The organism is Vibrio algarum, from assembly GCF_028204155.1.
Taxonomy (GTDB): Bacteria; Pseudomonadota; Gammaproteobacteria; order Enterobacterales; family Vibrionaceae; genus Vibrio; species Vibrio algarum.
In genome coordinates, this window is sequence record NZ_JAQLOI010000003.1 from 1 (window position 1) to 18865 (window position 18865).

At 40.1% G+C, this 18865-nt stretch carries 18 protein-coding genes; 8 read left to right on the forward strand and 10 right to left on the reverse strand.

Going from position 1 to position 18865, the window contains the following annotated elements; translation table 11 throughout:
- The 7 genes from PGX00_RS15265 to PGX00_RS15295 form a co-directional block, all read right to left on the reverse strand.
- Positions 1-1415, reverse strand: a 1415-nt coding sequence (locus tag PGX00_RS15265; protein ID WP_272138144.1) for a tripartite tricarboxylate transporter permease, incomplete at its 3' end; no start/stop codon positions are given.
- Between the two features lie 15 nt (positions 1416-1430).
- On the reverse strand, positions 1431-2294 hold the full coding sequence (locus PGX00_RS15270) for a tripartite tricarboxylate transporter TctB family protein (protein ID WP_272138146.1): 864 nt from the start codon (positions 2292-2294) through the stop codon (positions 1431-1433).
- 121 nt (positions 2295-2415) lie between these two features.
- Positions 2416-3426 carry a Bug family tripartite tricarboxylate transporter substrate binding protein gene (locus PGX00_RS15275; protein WP_272138148.1) on the reverse strand — a complete coding sequence of 337 codons (1011 nt, stop codon included), beginning with the start codon at positions 3424-3426 and terminating at the stop codon, positions 2416-2418.
- 145 nt (positions 3427-3571) lie between these two features.
- Positions 3572-4534: a sugar phosphate isomerase/epimerase family protein gene (locus PGX00_RS15280; RefSeq protein ID WP_272138150.1), complete on the reverse strand. Its 963-nt coding sequence runs from the start codon at positions 4532-4534 to the stop codon at positions 3572-3574.
- Positions 4535-4696: 162 nt separating this feature from the next.
- Positions 4697-5674: a transketolase family protein gene (locus PGX00_RS15285; RefSeq protein ID WP_272138152.1), complete on the reverse strand. Its 978-nt coding sequence runs from the start codon at positions 5672-5674 to the stop codon at positions 4697-4699.
- A gap of 36 nt (positions 5675-5710) precedes the next feature.
- Complete coding sequence (locus PGX00_RS15290) at positions 5711-6550, reverse strand: transketolase (RefSeq protein ID WP_272138154.1); 840 nt, start codon at positions 6548-6550, stop codon at positions 5711-5713.
- Positions 6551-6634: 84 nt separating this feature from the next.
- Complete coding sequence (locus tag PGX00_RS15295) at positions 6635-7288, reverse strand: GntR family transcriptional regulator (RefSeq protein WP_272138156.1); 654 nt, start codon at positions 7286-7288, stop codon at positions 6635-6637.
- Between the two features lie 605 nt (positions 7289-7893).
- On the opposite strand from PGX00_RS15295, the gene PGX00_RS15300 reads away from it, so the two are divergent.
- Positions 7894-8196 carry a PTS fructose transporter subunit IIB gene (locus PGX00_RS15300; protein ID WP_272138158.1) on the forward strand — a complete coding sequence of 101 codons (303 nt, stop codon included), beginning with the start codon at positions 7894-7896 and terminating at the stop codon, positions 8194-8196.
- A gap of 9 nt (positions 8197-8205) precedes the next feature.
- Entirely contained in the window at positions 8206-8994 is a 789-nt protein-coding gene (locus tag PGX00_RS15305; RefSeq protein WP_272138160.1) for a PTS sugar transporter subunit IIA, read from the forward strand.
- Between the two features lie 82 nt (positions 8995-9076).
- Here the strand turns inward: PGX00_RS15305 and PGX00_RS15310 are convergent, their stop codons facing one another.
- Positions 9077-9922 (reverse strand): helix-turn-helix transcriptional regulator, encoded by an 846-nt coding sequence (locus PGX00_RS15310; RefSeq protein WP_272138162.1) that lies wholly within the window; start codon positions 9920-9922, stop codon positions 9077-9079.
- 378 nt (positions 9923-10300) lie between these two features.
- On the opposite strand from PGX00_RS15310, the gene PGX00_RS15315 reads away from it, so the two are divergent.
- Both PGX00_RS15315 and manA read left to right on the forward strand, forming a co-directional pair.
- On the forward strand, positions 10301-12199 hold the full coding sequence (locus PGX00_RS15315; protein ID WP_272138164.1) for a PTS fructose transporter subunit IIABC: 1899 nt from the start codon (positions 10301-10303) through the stop codon (positions 12197-12199).
- A gap of 252 nt (positions 12200-12451) precedes the next feature.
- On the forward strand, positions 12452-13651 hold the full coding sequence (manA, locus tag PGX00_RS15320) for a mannose-6-phosphate isomerase, class I (protein ID WP_272138166.1): 1200 nt from the start codon (positions 12452-12454) through the stop codon (positions 13649-13651).
- A gap of 78 nt (positions 13652-13729) precedes the next feature.
- On the opposite strand, the gene PGX00_RS15325 is transcribed toward manA, so the two are convergent.
- Positions 13730-14641, reverse strand: coding sequence for a DMT family transporter (locus tag PGX00_RS15325; protein WP_272138168.1), 912 nt, complete (start codon positions 14639-14641; stop codon positions 13730-13732).
- 336 nt (positions 14642-14977) lie between these two features.
- Between PGX00_RS15325 and PGX00_RS15330 the strand changes: the two genes are divergently transcribed.
- The 4 genes from PGX00_RS15330 to PGX00_RS15345 all read left to right on the forward strand — a co-directional run bounded on the left by PGX00_RS15330 (position 14978) and on the right by PGX00_RS15345 (position 17808).
- Positions 14978-15454 (forward strand): MFS transporter, encoded by a 477-nt coding sequence (locus tag PGX00_RS15330; RefSeq protein WP_272138169.1) that lies wholly within the window; start codon positions 14978-14980, stop codon positions 15452-15454.
- Between the two features lie 68 nt (positions 15455-15522).
- Complete coding sequence (locus tag PGX00_RS15335) at positions 15523-16125, forward strand: MFS transporter (protein ID WP_323131698.1); 603 nt, start codon at positions 15523-15525, stop codon at positions 16123-16125.
- A gap of 186 nt (positions 16126-16311) precedes the next feature.
- Positions 16312-16584 carry a hypothetical protein gene (locus PGX00_RS15340; protein ID WP_272138171.1) on the forward strand — a complete coding sequence of 91 codons (273 nt, stop codon included), beginning with the start codon at positions 16312-16314 and terminating at the stop codon, positions 16582-16584.
- A 222-nt stretch (positions 16585-16806) separates the two neighbouring features.
- On the forward strand, positions 16807-17808 hold the full coding sequence (locus PGX00_RS15345; protein WP_272138173.1) for a GGDEF domain-containing protein: 1002 nt from the start codon (positions 16807-16809) through the stop codon (positions 17806-17808).
- 103 nt (positions 17809-17911) lie between these two features.
- Here the strand turns inward: PGX00_RS15345 and PGX00_RS15350 are convergent, their stop codons facing one another.
- Complete coding sequence (locus tag PGX00_RS15350) at positions 17912-18844, reverse strand: isopenicillin N synthase family dioxygenase (protein WP_272138175.1); 933 nt, start codon at positions 18842-18844, stop codon at positions 17912-17914.
- Positions 18845-18865 lie beyond the last annotated feature (21 nt).

Here is an 18865-nt window from a genome sequence, read left to right on the forward strand (position 1 = left end):
GAGATAGGACGTTCAACCATTGGCCACAAGCTACCACCCGTTGTTTTCAAGCCCGTTCTCAATGACGTATCTGCCATTGGCCCTAATATGACCCCAATCACCAGTGGTGCAATTGGGATCCTGAGTTTCATAAAGAAATAAGAAATAACCCCAATGATACCCATTAAGTAAAGGTTGAATACACGAAGACCTAATGCAAACGAACCGATAACACACAATACCGCAATCAATGGCATGAACAACGTTTGTGGGATACGTAGGATATAAATAACCTGCTTAGACAAGATCATTCCACAGATCCACATTGCAATTGCTGCAGCAAACAGTATCGCTGTCACTTCTGGGATGAAGGTCGGGTTAGTCTTAAGCAGCATTGGGCCTGGCGCTATGTTATGTAACATCAATGCCCCTAACAACATTACCGCAGGTGGTGATCCCGGAATACCTAAACTCAGTAGTGGGATCATCGCCCCACCCACACACGCTTGGTTAGCGGTTGCAGTGGCAATCACACCCTCGGCTTTACCTGTACCGAATTCTTCTGGGTTCTTATTGGTTTTTCTCGCAACACCGTACGCAACCCAAGCGGCAATATCTTCACCAATACCCGGCACCGCACCGATACCCACACCAATCAAAGCAGATGAAACGATGTTTTTGGTGTTCTTGTACATGGTTTTGAAGTCAGGCAGCAGTTTACCAAACGAAGAGCCCATCTTGCCCATCTTCATTTTAGATTCCAACACCGACATGATTTGTGGCATACCAAAAGCACCGATAAGCACAGGCACTACATCGATACCATTATCAAGCTCGTGCATCCCAAAAGTGAAACGTGGGTACATCTGCATGTGGTCTTGACCAATGGTGGATAACCAAATACCAAATAAACCCGCAACCCAACCTTTTATTGCCAAATCTGGCGAGGTCAAACTGCCACTGATCAAGATGCCAAACAGGGCGAGTAAAAAGTATTCGTAAGAGGTGAACTGCAAAGCGGCTTGAGCAATCACAGGAGAAAGCAGCGCCACAAAAATCATTCCAATAAACGAGCCGATCAACGATGACGTTGTGGTTAAACCGAACGCTCTTCCCACCTGCCCTTTTTTGGCCATCGGGTAGCCATCCATTGCGGTAGCCGCCGATGCAGCCGTACCCGGAATGTTAAGTAAAATAGCGGTATACATACCACCGTACACGCCACCAACGTAGATGGCGAGCAAGGCAAGCAACGCCGTTTGACTATCTAAGCCATAGGTGAGCGTGGTTAATAACGCCACACCGAGCGTTGCCGTTAAACCGGGCATCGCGCCAAAAATAATACCGAGAAAGGTACTGCCGACCAATATGAGCACTAACGTTGGCGAAGTAAATATTTGCCAAAGCATACCGGTAAATATAGATAAAATATCCATTACGTTATTCCTTAATTAGAAAGCATCATCCAGCTCTGCAGCTTCATCTGCTGACAAGGTTTTGCCTTCTTTCACTTCTTTTTGACCTGCGTACTTAAAGTAGGTGGTGTTCAACACTTGCTCAACGACAATGCCTTCTTTTGGTAACGGTACTAAAAGGAAGTAGCGGAAAATGGGGCAAATCACCAATGGGAAGAGAAATGAGACCAAAGCAAGAACTTTTACCTTTCGTTTAAACTCTGCGCCATACTGTTTTTCACTGATTTTAAACAGCGCAAAAATAGCGATAGCAGCCACGATCAAAATAATGTCGGTGGTAAATTCGTACCCAGCATTGATTGTTTCGTCTAAACCTGAGCCAAAGATAGCAACAGATAGAACCATGAAGGCCGAATACAATTTGATGAGTTTTGACGAGATTTTAGGTTCATCTAAATAGTACAAACCGATATAAAACAGAAGAAAGACAAGTGATGCTAAAAAGAAATCATACCAAGTGATCATGATGTAGATATAAGTCAGGATCCCACCACCTGAGATAAGAAAGCCCGATGGATTAACATCTTTGATCCTTTCCATAAACAATGTACGGCCGTTTTCTTTCGCATTATTTACAAACAATACGATGCCAGCGAGCAATAAAGCCGCACCAATAAAGAGTGGTAACAAGCCCGGTGATTCGTACCACGTTGTTTTAACCCCACCTACGGTGCCAGAAAACGGCATCGTTAGTGAGTGAGCAATAATAAATATAGAAAAAACAATAACAACAACTGAAAAGATAAAGTCCCAACCATGTAGTGCGAGTTCCTCTTCCTGTAAACGTGCTTGTTCTTCTAACGCGGTGTCATCATCGACGTTTTTCACTGACTCTGACATATTGTCCCCTTTGAACTCTATGTTCATATTTTAATCAAAATGGCAAAAATATTTGGATGGCATTGGCTAGATTAGCCAGCGCAATGCCATCGACATCACTATAATGAATTAATAATGCTGACTAAGGTTTTGGAATACCTAATGAAGCAGGGTCAATCTTAGCCGCTTTCAAATCCCACAATGTCCATGAGAACAAGGACTCTAGACGAGCCATACGCTCATTTGCTGTTTTACCGTACTCACCCACTAAGCTGTAGTAGTTTTCAGCCGCGTATTTGGTAACTTCTTCACTTTCCATCGCCGCAATAAACGCCTTAGCGACCTTTTTCTTAATATCTACTGGCGTTTCTTTTTTCATTGCAAAACCAATAGATTGAGAGATTGGTAGGTAGTCGCCTAATGCAGGGTATTTAACGATCGCCGATGGGATAGTCATACCACCCACTTCGAAGCCTTTTTCTGTAAGCGTACCTAGTGCGCGGAAGTCACCAGATTGAATAAGCTGATTTTGCTCCGCAGCAGAAGTAATAACCACATCCACTTCGCCACTTAACGTCGCGTTTTGAGACTTAGATGACCCAGGGTAAGGGATAAAGTTCATTTCACCTTGAATGCCCTGTGCAAAAGCAAGGTAATTGATGTGGTGTAATGAACCTGATGAACCAGCACCGACACGAACTTTGCCTGGGTTAGCTTTGATGTATTTAACCAGTTCTTCCAAGGTTTTGAATTCAGAGTTTTTAGAAACCGACAATACATCTGGTGAGCTTGCTACGATAAAGTAGTCAAACACTGACATGCGGTTTTCCCAGCCACCCATTACCGCAGCGGTAACGTTCGACTCAGAAAGCCCTACTAACGTGTAACCATCTGGTTTGCTATCAAAGCCAGCAAGTAAGCCTACCGAGCCAGACACGCCACCGGGTTTGTTGATAACGTTAATATTTGTGCCTAAGTATTTAGACATAGATGCTGTGATAACACGGTTAATCACGTCTGTACCACCACCCGCTGACCAAGTCACAATATCGTTGATATTGCGGTTTGGATAGCGATCATCGGCAAAGGATACATTCGCCATTAAAGAGACAGCCGCTACGACGGCTCCGGTTAACAATGTTCTTCTTTTCATGATATACGCCTTCTAATTTAGTCCTTTAATTAAGCAGCAAAAGCTAACTTAACATTATTTTTTACTTACGTATGTTATTGATTTCTCGCTCTTAGAATAAACTTCAGAGCATCAAATATTATTTTGTTTCACGTCTACTTCTGGTTTAAATTTTTATAAAATACTTTTCTAAATCTTGCCAAATATCCATATACTCCTTCTTCCTTAGTGATTCTCCAAATGAGCTCATTCCTATTTCATCAATACGGTTAGATATCTTATTTGTAACTCTTACGTTTGCTTCGAATACTTTTTGAATATCCCACCTTGTCGGCGATGTATCGGACGTTAGCCAACCTTGGTAATTAAATTTCTTCAAGTAATAAATAAACTCGATGTATTGCATCAAGCTACGACTGCCACAGAAGAAATCCCAGTCCCATTTACCATCATTGTCGTTAATATGGATGTAATACTTCAGTCCTTCTGACTCCAATAACGCCAGTTCTTCGGCTGGGTTATTGTCACCATAAAGTGAATGACCATAATCTAGGGTTACACCAATATTTTCATTGCCAATACTTTTAATCAAACAAGCTGTTTTGGCAGCATTGTCGATATAACAGCGCCCACGAACTTCATTAGGTTTGTATTCAATAAACAGAGGGATATGGGGCTTGTATGCGCCCGCTTCAGCAAAGGTATCTGTTAGGTACTTCCACGTCTCAACATAATCAGCCTGAAAACTAAATTCGTATCCGTCACTTAATGGGCAACACTGAACCTTGTCTGCACCGAGTGCTTCAGCAAAGTCTTTTGCATTTTTAATAAACTGAACCGCGCGCGCTCTTACTTTTGGATCTGTCGAGGTTAAACCACCTGATTTAAACTCTGGCTCCACTTTGATATTCACGTTAATCGCGGCTAATTTAACGTCGTACTTATCTAGAAGTCTCTTCGTCTCTTCTACGTCATTTACCTCATATGGGTAAACTAACTCAGCCCCAGTCATACCATTTATTGACTTCAGTATCTTAAATTTTTCTTCCAGTGACTTAGGCTGATTGTAGTCAGCAAATCGGTCTTGAGTTCGCCCTAAAAAAGGGGTGATGACTGCATGTTTAAACATCTCGAATTCCTTTTTAATAATTGGAACAGTTTATTAATGACGCATTTTTCTTTTTCACAAAACGTAAAAGGCCCGCGCCCAGTTTTTCTCTGGCGCTAATAAATAACTTTTTACTTAATGCTTATCTATTTTAAAAATGCGTCTTTAACAACGTTTTTAGTTCTATGCTACTACTTGCTCATTTTCGGTAGTTACTAATAACGACTTTCCAACTTCTGTGATTTTAGCTGCGGAGAATCCATATTTATCGATCAGTAATGAATAGTCACCCGATTCAGCAAATACATCATCCATACCTAAATGCGCAAACTTAGCCGTTACACCGTCACATGCCATTCTCGCTGCTATCTCGTAAGCCATACCATTACGCTTTTGGTGTCCTTCAGCGACAATGATTCTTCCCGTTTTCTGGATGGACGTTTTAATACTTTCCCAGTCCAAAGGCTTTACGCTGTATGCATCGATAACTTCCACATTATGACCTTGTTTTTCCAATTCTTCAGCTGCCATAATGGCTTGAAAAAGAATGTCTCCGTACGAGACTATGGTCAAATCTTTACCTTCTTTAACGGTGTTGCTTCCACCGCATTTGAACGTAGCGGTTTCATCGTAAAGTTCGTAATACGCATCACGCATTAAACGACAATAAACCGGTCCATTCGTTTCCAACGTCACGTCAAAAAGAGCACGTGAAGATGCTGTATCGCATGGAGCAAACACATGCATATTTGGAATCGAAGTCATGAATGCCATATCTTCAGATGCTTGGTGAGTGACGCCATCAATAGCAGCAGTTGTACCACCGTGAGAAGACATCAATTTCACATTTAAGTTTGGATAACAGATAAAGCTACGAACGCTTTCAAGAGCACGCATCGTTAAAAACACACCATAACCAGCAACAACGACTGGACGCCCATTCGCGGCCATACCTGCAGCAGAAGCCATCATGCCAAATTCGGCAATACCCATTTGGAAATATCGTTCTGGATAAGCTTCATTAAAAAGATATGAGTTAGTTGAATAACCGATATCGGCCTCAAATACGACGAAGTCTTTATTAACTTCACCATATTCGACCATTCGCTGTGCAAAAGACTGACGAACGGGTTTTGTGGATTTTTCTAATTTGATCATCATTAATTACCGTATTAATTTTGACATAACTAAACGCTATTAAGCTGTCAGTTCTGCAAGTGCTTCATGATATTCATCGTCGCTTGGAGCTTTGCCGTGCCAATTGCGCACATTTTCCATAAAGCTAACGCCCTTACCTTTTATCGTCGATGCGACAATACAGGTTGGTTTGCCTTTGTAGTTTCTCGCGGCCTCGAAAGCTTTCATAACTTGCGAAATATCGTGTCCATCAATTGAAACAACATTCCAACCAAATGATTCAAACTTATCTTCTACGCTCAACAAAGGCATTATCTGATCACTAGTACCGTCCATCTGAAGGTTATTCTTATCAACGATAAATACCAGGTTATCAAGTTTGTACTTACCTGCTGCCATTGCGGTTTCCCAAACAACACCCTCATTGATTTCACCGTCACCAAGTACAGAATATACTCTACGACCATCTCCAGTAAGACGCCCCTCTAGGGCCATACCTGTCGCTGAGGCGCATCCATGTCCAAGTGACCCGGTCGTAATATCAATACCCGGAGTACTTTTCATATCAGGGTGACCTTGGAGCATGCTATTTAATTGGCGAAGATGATCTAAGTTTTCACGATCAAAATAGCCTAGCTTTGACAAACAAGAATACCAAACAGGACAGGCATGCCCTTTTGATAATACAAATCTATCTCGATTTGGCTTTCTCGGGTCACTAGGATCCAAGTTCTTCATTTCATTAAAATAAAGGGTTGTTACAATTTCAGCCGCGGAATATGCTCCGCCAATATGACCCGATTGGGCTTTATGAACCATATTTAAAATATCAATTCGTACTTCATTGGCTATTTTAGCTAATTCATCAACTGACTCTACTTGTAGATTTAGAGCAGACATAGGTGTATCTCCTTAAGAAATATAGGATTACGTCATATAAAAATTTATTTAGTCGTTAAGATTTATTTAAATAAATAACGACGATTAATTATCAAGAAAGTTATAGTTTTCTAAGAAACCAACGAACTGTTTAGAAACCTGTCGCCAATGTTCCAAGTGCGTATTACGTGCTTTCAAAATATCTCTAGATATAATTGTATCTACAATTAAATTATGTTCTTCAATAGAGTCCCAAGGTTTTGGACGTATTTTTAATACAATATCTTTGCAACGTCGACCTTGCTCACTGTATTTCCGTGCTGTTTCAATAAGGCGAGAATTTTCTGTGTATTCGAAAATAGTTTCATGGAAAATCTTATCTATCTCGCCCCATTTCTCTATATCATCATCATGAAGAGCTTGTTCCATTTGGCTCATATAGCTACGTAAAGTGGCTATCTGCTCATCTGTCAGTCCCTTACTGATACACAAATCTATTGCTGTTACTTCCAAGTAACCCATGATTTCATAGAGTTCTATTATGTCTTTTTTTGACAATGCGCATATCTTTACGCCATGCCTTGGTGTAATTTCAATCAGACCGTCTTCTTGTAATCGGAGCAATGCTTCGCGTACTGGCGTACGGCTAAAGCCACATATTTCCACCATCTCGTCAACCAAAAACCTTTGATTTATATGGAATTTGTTTTTAAGTATCATGGTTTTTAATTGTACGTATGCTTGTTCCGATAACTTCATTCTTACCTCTATACCTATTTACCTTAGACTATTGTCAACAATCCTTACGGCCAAACTGTCAACATATCCCTTAACATGTACATTAAAAAATTTATTAAAAAATATTAAATTTCGATATGGGTTATCCTAACTCATAGGGTGGTTGATTTACTTGACAGCAATCACATTCACAAATCAATAATAATGTATTTATTTTGTACATTAAATAATATTTATTGTTTGTTAATTTATTTTATTAGTACGAAGTTATATATATTAATACTTACAAGTGATAATTATATTTTTAATATTTAGAATAATAGTCAATGCTACGATATGGCCGAAATATTGCTTATAAGTTATAAGGGATTTTTATAAAATATAAAATTTGATTGAGATCAAATTTTTTGTTCTATAAAGCTGTGTTACTTAATTTCAAATTGATCGATTTTAAAGTCCTAGCCACCCAAAACTCAGTCACGCTCTAACAAAACATCCAATTTGAGTGTTTCATTGTGTGATTCACCGCCACTGTCACAGTTTTCATTTAGCTTGTGATAATCCCTTCCCCGTTAAATTGGCATGCTATAAGATACAGATAACTCAAATCACCAATCATTAGTCAAATGAAAATAGTTGCAGTAACCGCTTGCCCAACTGGCATAGCCCATACCTATATGGCTGCCGACGAGCTACAAAAAGAAGCCAGCAAACAAAACATCTCAATCAAAGTGGAGACACAAGGTGCAATGGGCATCGAAAATCAATTGAGTCTGTCAGATATTGCGAATGCGGATGTCGTATTAATTGCCTCAGATATTGAGATTAAGCAACGCGCTAGGTTTACAGGCAGTACAATACATTGCGTCACTACAGAAGAAGTATTGGTTGATGCATACCGTGTTTTGAATCGCTGTAAAGAGTTGTAAATATTTACTATGCGCATAGAAAGAAGAATTACTTTTATAATTGGAACCGAAGGATTTGCTGCATGGAAGTTAAATAGGCTAAAAACATTATCTAGCTATTTTCGTTCCGTCGTTATCTTAAAAAACATCTCAAATGGTGGAAGTGCCAACGCGGAACATACCCTTCAGGTGATCAGTATTGGTAGCCAATGCAATCAACTATGTCAGCTTTGGATCGAAGGCTCGGACGCCGAACTGGCCTGTATGGTATTAACTGACTTTATTGCCGATCAGTTCGAGATAGTAAATACATCACACAAAAAAACAGAAGAATTTAGTTATTCCGTCATCGAAAAACACCCGACATTCTCTTTACCTTTCTCTATTACATACGGTTATAAAGAGATTCCATCTTCTACCTCTATGGAAAAATACGCCCTTATTTCTAAATTATGCAGCATGTTAAACGCTAGACATGCTCAGCCACTGTTTGATGCAATGGTTCAACGAGAAGCAATCTCGTCTACCTGCATAGGAAATGGCATTGCTTTACCGCATATTATCGTCGAAGGGGTAAGCCAACCGTCAATGGCTATTATAAAACTAACTACACCTGTTGATTGGTATTCCAAAAGAGGCAATATAAACACTGTAATTGGTATAGCTATTCCCACGCCAGCAGAAATGCCTATTATTAAAGCTTGTACGCAATTGACTCGACAGTTACTAAACAAAGAGTTTTGTCATTTAATCACTTCAACAACAGAGCCAGAAGCGTTAAAGGCCATTTTGCTCCATATCATGGCAAAAAATGGGTAAACTTAATCGACTCACTGAACGTTCAATATTATTTCCCGTATTCATTTTATACAATCCAGAATTAAGAATATGACTGGTAGCATCAACCCATACTGCGGTATTCACTTGGCGTGTGGCCTGTTTTATTCTTAAAGACTCTAAAAAAATAGTTTGCGTCCTGAAATCCGCATCGAGTCGCCACTTCTGCTAACCGAAAATCATACCGACGTAGCATAAACTTTGCTCGATCTATCCTTACCCAGGTTATGTAATCGGCCAATGTCATATGACCTTGCTGACGAAATAAACGAGACAGGTGATTTGGCGAAACATTAAAACGTTCAGCTATACTTGAGCGAGTAATAGTGCGGTGAAAATTTTCTTGAATATAAATACAGATAGCCTGATATACATCTTCGCCACGTTTTTTAACAGCATGTGCAGGGTCAGAAAGCATGGATTGTGCATAACTCATTAAAGCAGAGAGTAAATGCTCGTCCATCGGACTTTTTCTTGGCTCTTGTCCTAATGCGTTAAGAGCTTCCAATATATGGTCTATCGCATGACCAGTTCGAGTTTGAATACTGTGTTTCTGCACGTCGAAAAAGCCCGTTTCATTTTTATTTTTACTTACCAAACTAAAACCTAACTGACGACGACCAAATAATAGGCTTAGTACCGAGCAATCCGTATCCCAATCCGGTTTGTTCCAGCAGTTTGGTGGTATATACAACGCGTCTCCAGTCAATACCTTTACGCTTACAATACCTTGTTCTGGGTCTTCTATCTGATTGACGTACTCACCACTCAATACCAACTCAAGCCGAGGAAAGTTCACTTGATAGCTAAACTGTGGTGGCGTTAAGTTATCGGTAGCAAACCATATTCGATTAAAACTCTCACGCTCAGACAACAATGTTTCTATTAAACTATGAAAAACAGCACTCATCACTCTACTCGACTTAATAAACATCCAGTAAAAATGCTCAAAACTGGAATATTTCGTGAAACAACGCACACTTTTAGCGCGCCGATTGACGTCACTTTAGTCCATATAATAATAAAACTAAAGATAACAAATAATACTTAGCTTAGAAAATACATTCAGATAATATTAATAACTAATTGTATATAAACACCTTTATTATCCGTTCGCTAGAAAAACCGCATTAACATTCTTTTGTGATTTTGATCACACAACATATTGTGGGTTACAATAATCCAGTAAATGTCTTCCTAATACACTATCCGTTTTGACTGCATTCTACCAAACTAGTGTTAACGAATCGGGAACGATTTTAATGGTAAATATCATGAGGACAATATTATGATCACCGAGTTAATCAATGAAAAATTGATTCGTCTTGATCTTAAAGCTACGAGCAAAGAAGATGTATTCGTAGAGTTAATTGACGTGCTACACGCACAAGGACGTATCAGCAATAAAGAACAATTTTTGGTCGATATTAAAGCACGGGAAGAACTAGGCAATACCGGATTTGAGGATGGCGTTGCGCTTCCGCACGCAAAAAGTTCAGCAGTTGCAGAACCTGCAGTTGTCATTGGAATCAGCAAGTTAGGTATCGATTACGGTGCTGAAGATGGTAAACCTTCTAAACTTTTCTTTATGATTGCCTCTCCAGATGGTGGGTCAAACCATCATATAGAAGTTCTTGCAGAGCTTTCATCTAAACTTATTCAAGAAGGCTTTATTGAGCAATTTCTAAAAGCAACAACTGAGCATGAAGCGTTGGAACTTTTACTTCAAAAGGTGGAACCTACACAAAATAACCCTGAAGCCAACAACGGTTTTCTAATCGGTGTAACTGGCTGCCCAGCAGGCGTTGCTCACACCTATCTTGCCGCTGAAGCGCTAGAAAAAGGTGCCGCTGAGTTAGGATATAAGATCAAGGTAGAAACAAATGGTTCTATTGGTGTTAAAAACGCACCGACAGCAGAAGAGATCGAGAAAGCGGATGCAATAGTCGTGGCCTGTGACAAGCAAGTTGACATGACTCGTTTCGCAGGAAAAAAAGTCATTGAGACAGGGGTAAAAGCACCAATTAGTGATGCTAAAGGTTTAATTGAGAAAGCCCTTAGTGCTCCAGCTTACGTAGCTGATGGAAAGCAAAGGGACGACGCATCAAGCCCTGCCTCAAAAACCAGAGGCGAACTTTATCGCTATTTAATGAATGGCGTGTCTCACATGATTCCATTTGTCGTAACAGGTGGTTTATTGATTGCTTTATCACTTGCTATTGGTGGTGAGCCGACAGAAGCCGGTATGGCTATTCCAGCTGACAGTCTATGGAATAAAGTACTCGATGTAGGTGTTGTCGCCTTTACATTAATGATACCAATTTTGGCCGGTTACATCGCTTATGCTATTGCTGATCGCCCTGGACTTGCACCTGGATTAATCGGTGGTTGGATTGCTAATAACGGTTCATTCTATGGCGCTGAAGCGGGAACCGGATTTATTGGAGCAATCATTGCTGGTCTGCTGGTTGGTTATTTTGTTAGGTGGTTAACTAGTATTAATTATCATAAATTTATTCAGCCTCTCGTTCCTATCATGATCGCACCGCTCCTTGGTTCGTTGTTCATATCTTCGTTATTTATCTTTGTGATTGGTGCGCCGATTGCTGGCTTAATGGATAGCCTAAACGCGTTATTGACAAGTATGAGTACTGGTAACGTAGTTCTACTCGGCATAGTTCTCGGTGGAATGGCAGGCTTTGATATGGGCGGTCCATTTAATAAAGTCGCGTTCTTGTTCTCAGTAGGTATGATTGCAAGCGGGCAGACTCAATTTATGGGAGCAATGGCTTGTGCAATACCTGTAGCACCTTTAGGTATGGGTTTGGCAACGGTTCTTGGTCGTAAATTGGACCTTTTTGAAGCGTCTGAAACAGAAGCGGGTAAAGCGGCTGGAGCGATGGGGTTAGTTGGTATTTCTGAAGGTGCGATTCCTTTTGCAGCCCAAGATCCACTGTCCGTAATACCAGCAAACGTGCTTGGTTCTATGGTAGCTGCGGTAATGGCCTTCTCATTCGGAATTACAAATGCCGTTGCACACGGTGGCCCTGTAGTCGCGTTGCTAGGCGCTATGAATAAACCACTACTTGCACTTGTATGTATGGCCACAGGTTCGGTCGTTACAGCGTTAGTTTGTATTACCTTGAAAAAAATTCGTCAAGGAAAAACTGAAGCAGCTTTGGCATAAAACAGAACATTAAAAATAGATAGTTCTACTAGGCTTCTGATTTATATATTATAAAATAAACAACAGAACTCGAGTTCAATTTAGCCCCTCTTTAATAAGAGGGGCTTTTGTTAGATACAAATTTGACATCAATCAATACAATTACTATAAATGTATTTATTTCGTACTATTACTGCAATTTTGAAAAAAATCGCGTACACTAATGTTAATTTCACCACTCAAAATAAATCTAGATATTCGGAAGGGAACAACATGACTCAGGCAAACACTCAATGCTTTTTCCCTATGCAAAACGTTATTCAAGACTATGCATGGGGCAGCCGAACTTCGATCAATCAATTATTCGACATCGAAAACCCAGAGAGCAAACCTCAAGCAGAAATCTGGATGGGTGCACACCCAAATGGTTGTTCAAAGATTGTAGAAAATGGTGAGGAACAACTCCTTTCTGATTTTATCAACTTAGATAAGTCGGGTATTTTAACTACCGGTACTGACATTCAATTTGGTGAACTGCCTTATTTATTTAAAGTACTCGCCGCAGAAAGCGCACTTTCTATTCAAGTACATCCAAGTAAAGAACAGGCAGAGATTGGTTTTGAGAAGGAAGAGCAAGCTGGAATCCCACGTAATGCAGGAAACCGTAACTATAAAGATCCAAACCACAAGCCAGAGTTGGTTTATGCGCTAACGCCCTATCAAGCGATGAATGGTTTCCGAGAAATCTCAGAAGTTGTAGCGTTGTTTGATAAAGTAAATGTGAAGGCTATCCAGACGGTCGTTGATACTTTTAAAGGCTCAGTAAACGAAACTGGACTTGAGGTTTTCTTCTCTGCAATGCTTTCTTTAGAAGGCGATATTAAGGAAACAGCGGTAGCTGAACTTCTGGAATACGCAAAAGCAAATGCAAATGACAAATTATTTGGTCTAATCCTCGAACTTTCTGAGCTTTACCCTGGTGATATCGGCCTATTTGCACCATTGATGCTAAACGTCATCACACTTCAACCCCGTGAAGCAATGTATCTAGACGCATGTACACCTCACGCTTATCTAAAAGGGACTGGTTTAGAGATCATGGCCAACTCAGATAACGTATTACGTGCTGGATTAACGCCAAAATTTATCGATGTTGACGAGCTCGTCAAATGCACTATATTCAAAGAAAAACCCGCCAGTACATTACTTGCTACGCCTATCAAGCAAGACGGTGGCCTTTTTTACCCAGTGCCCGTTGACGATTTCAAATTCGCTGTGTTTGAAGATATCTTTGATTTAACACTTCGCACAGACAGCGCTGAAATCCTACTCGCGTTAGATTCGCAAGTCACCTTAACGCATCTTAGTGGTGAAAGCGTTACTTTTAACAAAGGCGAATCAGTATTTATTCCAGCCTTCGCAGGAAAGTATCAAATTACTTCAAAAGGCCGTGTAGCCCGCGCTTTTAACTAAGATTACCGCTTTTTGTTTTTCCCAAAAACCAGAGACCGACATGTTTCTGGTTTTTTTATCATTAAACCGATTAAATGGTTAACGATTCGAAAAAACTACTCCGCACGTAGTAAGGAATATCCCAAATACAATCGCTAGTGAGAGCGATTCCCCGAAAACTGGGACAGCTAGCATGGCTGTCACTCCCGGCGAGAGAGAGCCAATAACAGAAGATTGAGACGACCCAAGTTGACTAACAGCGTATGAATAACCTAACGTTGCAATCACCCCGACTCCCAAGCCTTGAATTAACAAAAACGGCATGGCCTGCAACAAGGAAAACTGCCCAAAGTTACTGTCTAACAATCCGAAACAGATAAGGATACCTAGCACGAAAAACGAAACCATAGACAAAATTAGTGCTATAGATATCGGGTCAAGTCCTGCTTGTTTCAAACCGATGGTATAACTCGCCCAAACAATACTCCCTAACATTAACCAAAAGACACCATCCAATACGCTTGTGGATATTGGTCCTGACTGACCTAAAATCATCGAAAACACACCAAGCATTATTAGCAAAAGTGCTACGAGTTTCGTTTTAGAAACTAACTGATGAAAAAAACAGTATCCTAAAACTGCGACAAAAAATGGTGGTGTGCCCGCTAAAATAGTTCCGACGTATGCTGTCGGTACCGATTTAGCACCAGTCGCCGCTAGAAAGAAAAACGGAATACCGCCTAGTAAGATGAGTAGTAAATTTGAAAGGCTTACTGTTTTGATTGGTGCAATACGTTTCGGTAACAAAGGAAGTAGAAGGATTAAAGGAACACCAAATCGTATGAGGGCAACGTCAGCTGTAGTCAGGTTGGAAGCACCTATTGCTCGAACAGTAAGGGAAAATCCAGACCAAACCAGTAACACTATGCCGATGGCGATATAACCCATTACTATTGGCGATAAAATACGAGGTTCAGGCGCGATTACCTGTTGGGCCACTACTTTATTCATTTAAAATCCTTCGCTTAAAAACACATTCTCCTATAGCTATTATCCCTCATGTTTTACGCATTAATACGCCCATTTTTGGTATATATCAGCAAACCTTAGCCATTTACCACCAAGAAAATGTGAATTAATACCGTAAATCGTCAATACCAAAAATACCCGTCCCACAATTCATTAAGGGGTACTATGTTCTCGGTAAGACGCCTCTTAGCTAGAAAACTAAAAATGATTAATAATGGAAAGATAGTCGAGTAATTCGGATAGAAGACAGTTACAGTAACCATCTGTTCAAGCAGGTTTCATACTGGGTAACCCAATAATCAGTCTAAGGGATATAGTTTGTTTAAAAGTCAGACGAGCAGTTTATTCATTACCAATGGTCTCACCGCATTAGCATTCGCTTTTATATTGCCGATAATGAGCCTATTTCTTGTCACCGAGTTACATGCAAAACCAGCTTTGATTGGCCTATATACGACGATAACTGCACTTATGACCGTTCTAGTTAGTCAAAAGCTAACTGGTTTAATAGACAAAGGTATTTCTAGCAAGGTTCTATTTGTCATTTCGCTTTGTGGCATCGCGGCGGCCTCTATTGGCTTTTCATTCGCGGTTGAATTTTGGCACGCACTTGTCATTGGTGGCTTATTAATGCCAATCGCATCATCATCGGTGCCACTGATACTTACTATTATTCGTAACTACGCAGATTCTACGGGGAAAAACAGCGCCAAACTTAATTCCCAAATGCGGTCCTCTGTCTCGCTTTTATGGATATTCGGCCCCCACTCGCGTTCCTTTCTGTTGCAAGACTAGGATTTGATTACAACTTCTATGTCTCCGCTACAATCGCAATGATAGTTATTATATTTGTATTATTTCAGTTGAAACAACCACAGAAGCCCATCGGTAATAACGAGGCAGTGCAAACTGACAAACTGCCACGTCATATTTGGTTTCTGGTCATTTCAATCATGTTTGCAAACATGGCAAATAGCGCTTATATCAACGCTATCCCTATTTATCTAACCAAGGAGTTAGGGGTTGCCACTTCTTTTCCAGGTATTTTATTTGGTATTACTGCCGCAATAGAAATACCTGCAATGCTTTACTCTGTAACATGGGCACAGCGCTTTGGAAAAGTGACTGTCATGAAGTGGGGCTTTGTCGTCGCGTTACTATTTTACGCAAGTATGTATTTTTCGACCTCTCTTGCTGCATTTATCATATTGCAATTATTAAATGGCTTGTTCTTTGGCATATTTGTAGGGTTGGGTATTACACTCATGCAAGATTTTGCACCAAATGGTATTGGTAAAGCCTCGGCGATTTACTCAAATGCAATGTTATTAGGAACCATGATTGGAACCAGCAGTATGGGTTTAATGTCTCAGTTTTTTGGTTTCAAATCTCCGTTATTACTGTCTCTATTTTCAGTATTTATCTCATTGTGCGCCATGCTAAGTTTTGAGAGATTCTCGAAGTAACACTTCATTATTACGATTTAGCAGTTCCATGAACTAGAGCCTTACTCAACTATATTCACATAAAAATGCATATACCTAACATTTTCGTGACTTCTGCCAAGCATATCACCCTCTAATGTTATATATTTGCATGATATTTGTGAGAAAAAGGCACTACTTTGTTAACGTTTGTAGGGATTTCGAATAATGAGCATTGAGCAAGCTTACTTTTTCAGTGTTGCACTAATTAACTTGGTGTTTGCCTTAGCGGGCGCAAGAGTTAAAGAGCTAGAAAATCGCGCTAACTCGATTATTTATTTCATGCTTTCTTTCTTTGCTTACTTTGTTAGCTGGTTTATCTATGTTTTCGAAGTCAATACGTTACTAGAAATGCTTTCTGCTTTATCCTCTACTATTTTTGTATGGGGAATGGTCATATTTGGCTGCAAACGGACCGAAACTAAAGTCCCAATATCGTAAATTATCGCTCTTTTTAGTTTTAATTGCGCTGCTCAACTCTATTTTATCCTACATGGTAACCTTACTCATTATCTACATATCAGTGGTATTTTTCTGCCCATCGCCTTTGTGTCTATTAGCTATATGTTTCTGCAAAATAAAAAGAAACGGTATCCGTCCGATAGGATCGTTGGATATGCGTTTCTAGCTATGTCCTTGGTTATCGTTGGACGATCTTTGCTAATGGAAATATCACCTGACTTATTTGCTCGTTCCAGTATGTACTCTCAAATTATTTGGCCTGCCTTTTGTTCAATTATCGGTGTATTTACGCTGCTAAGTTATACCGAAGAAGTACAGGATAAACTCGCATTAGAGTCACATACAGATCAACTTACGGGAATACACAATCGCCGTATGTTTGACAATCAACTAAAACATACCATTGAAACTCTATCGCAAACCAAAAGTATAGGTACGTTGATTTACCTTGATTTGGATGGTTTCAAACCAATAAATGACAGATATGGCCATTATGTTGGCGATAAAGTTCTGGTTGAACTTAGTGCCCGATTAAAAAAGATGTGCTGTTCAGGTCAAATTGTTGCGCGGCTTGGAGGTGATGAATTTGCCATCATTATATACGATTTGGGCAGCCAAATAGATGAAGCCCAAAATAAGGCCAACGATATTGCGCAGAATATTCAACAACTGATAAAGGAACCAATTCACACTCACGGATTAATACTACAGGTCGATTGTAGTATAGGTGTTCATATGCTTTTACCAACTTCACCAGGTGCTCACGTAGCGCTAAGAGAAGCAGATAATGCTATGTACCTTTCAAAAAACACTAAGAGAGGTAGTATCAGTTTCTCAAACACAGCGCCAAAAACAAACTACAATATTGCGAAAATCGGCATTACTGAAATTGATGAAGAACACCAACTATTAGATGACTTACTACAATCATTACGTGACGGAAACTATGATTTTTCTGCTGTTAAAGCTTTAGTCGAAGAACGAATAAAACAGCACTTTAACAATGAGGTTGAAGTAAGTAATAAACTTGGTTTGAATATGACTGAAGAACACATACAGCATCATATAGAAGTGATGTCCACTATAGGTGAACTTTCAGATGTTTCAGACAAGGATTCCGCACACGAGTATCTTACATCTATTCATAAGACACTCGAAGACCATGCACTCAAATTCGATTGCTCGCTCATAGAGACATCTTGAAGCACATTTTTACACTACAAATGTGTTTCAATCCGTACTCAGTTAACAATTATTCAATCTGCAAAATTCGCGTTTATACGATGCCTGAGGTAATCCTGCGCGGTTATCGCATCATATTTTTTTCTGGCCCTTGTATTACCTTATCCTTATTCGCTTGGCAGAAAAACGCCATACTATATCTAGCTTTACTGCTTTCTGCCTCTGTAGGCATTCGCACCCGGTGTAGCGTCGATTTGAGCTTATCGTCACTCCACCTCATAAGCATGTCACCTATGTTACAGGTAATTAAGCTCTGTTTCGGTTCAACGTCGGTCCATACCTGATGACCTTGCGCGTCTTTACCGGGACAAGCTTGTAATCCCCCTTCCCCCTCTTTTTGAAAAACCATGGTTAGGCAATCAAAGTCCGTATGCGCGCCGGCTCGCCATACTCCTTTTTTAGGCACTTCACCTTCTGGAAAGGGCAAATAATGTATAAGACGAAGAGTAGACTGATATTCGTTAGCCTGCCTATCATGAGCTTGGGTAAAAAAATCACGCTCCATCGACAGCTTTTCAGCAAAGCAAGAAAGGATCTCCATACCTAATTTCCATGCTTGCTGCTCTAAATACAGCATTACAGGTTGGAACATTGGTAGGAGTTCAGACTTTGGCCATATCCCTTCCATTTTGGGTAACGTTATTTGATATGACTCTTTCTCATCAGGTGTGCCCGTTGAAGGGCGCACTTGATTTTTGTACTCCCAGCCAGCGTTTTGCCCCTCAAGAAGGGCAACAGATCGTTTTTCAGACGGATCTTGGGAAAAGAAAAGAGCCGATTGTTCAAAAGCATCTGTTATTAAACTGATAGGGATGGAATGATTGCTTAATTGGAAAAAGCCAACCTCAGTTGCGGCTTTCCAGAGGGACTCTTTTATTTCTTCACGTCGATTGTCAAAATCAGTAAGATCAATAACAGGAATTGCACGACTGTTATCGACCTCACCATAGTGCCCAATCGTAGACTCAAGATTTAGTTCATCAAGGATATAACTCATTGTATCTCCATTTCATTATTA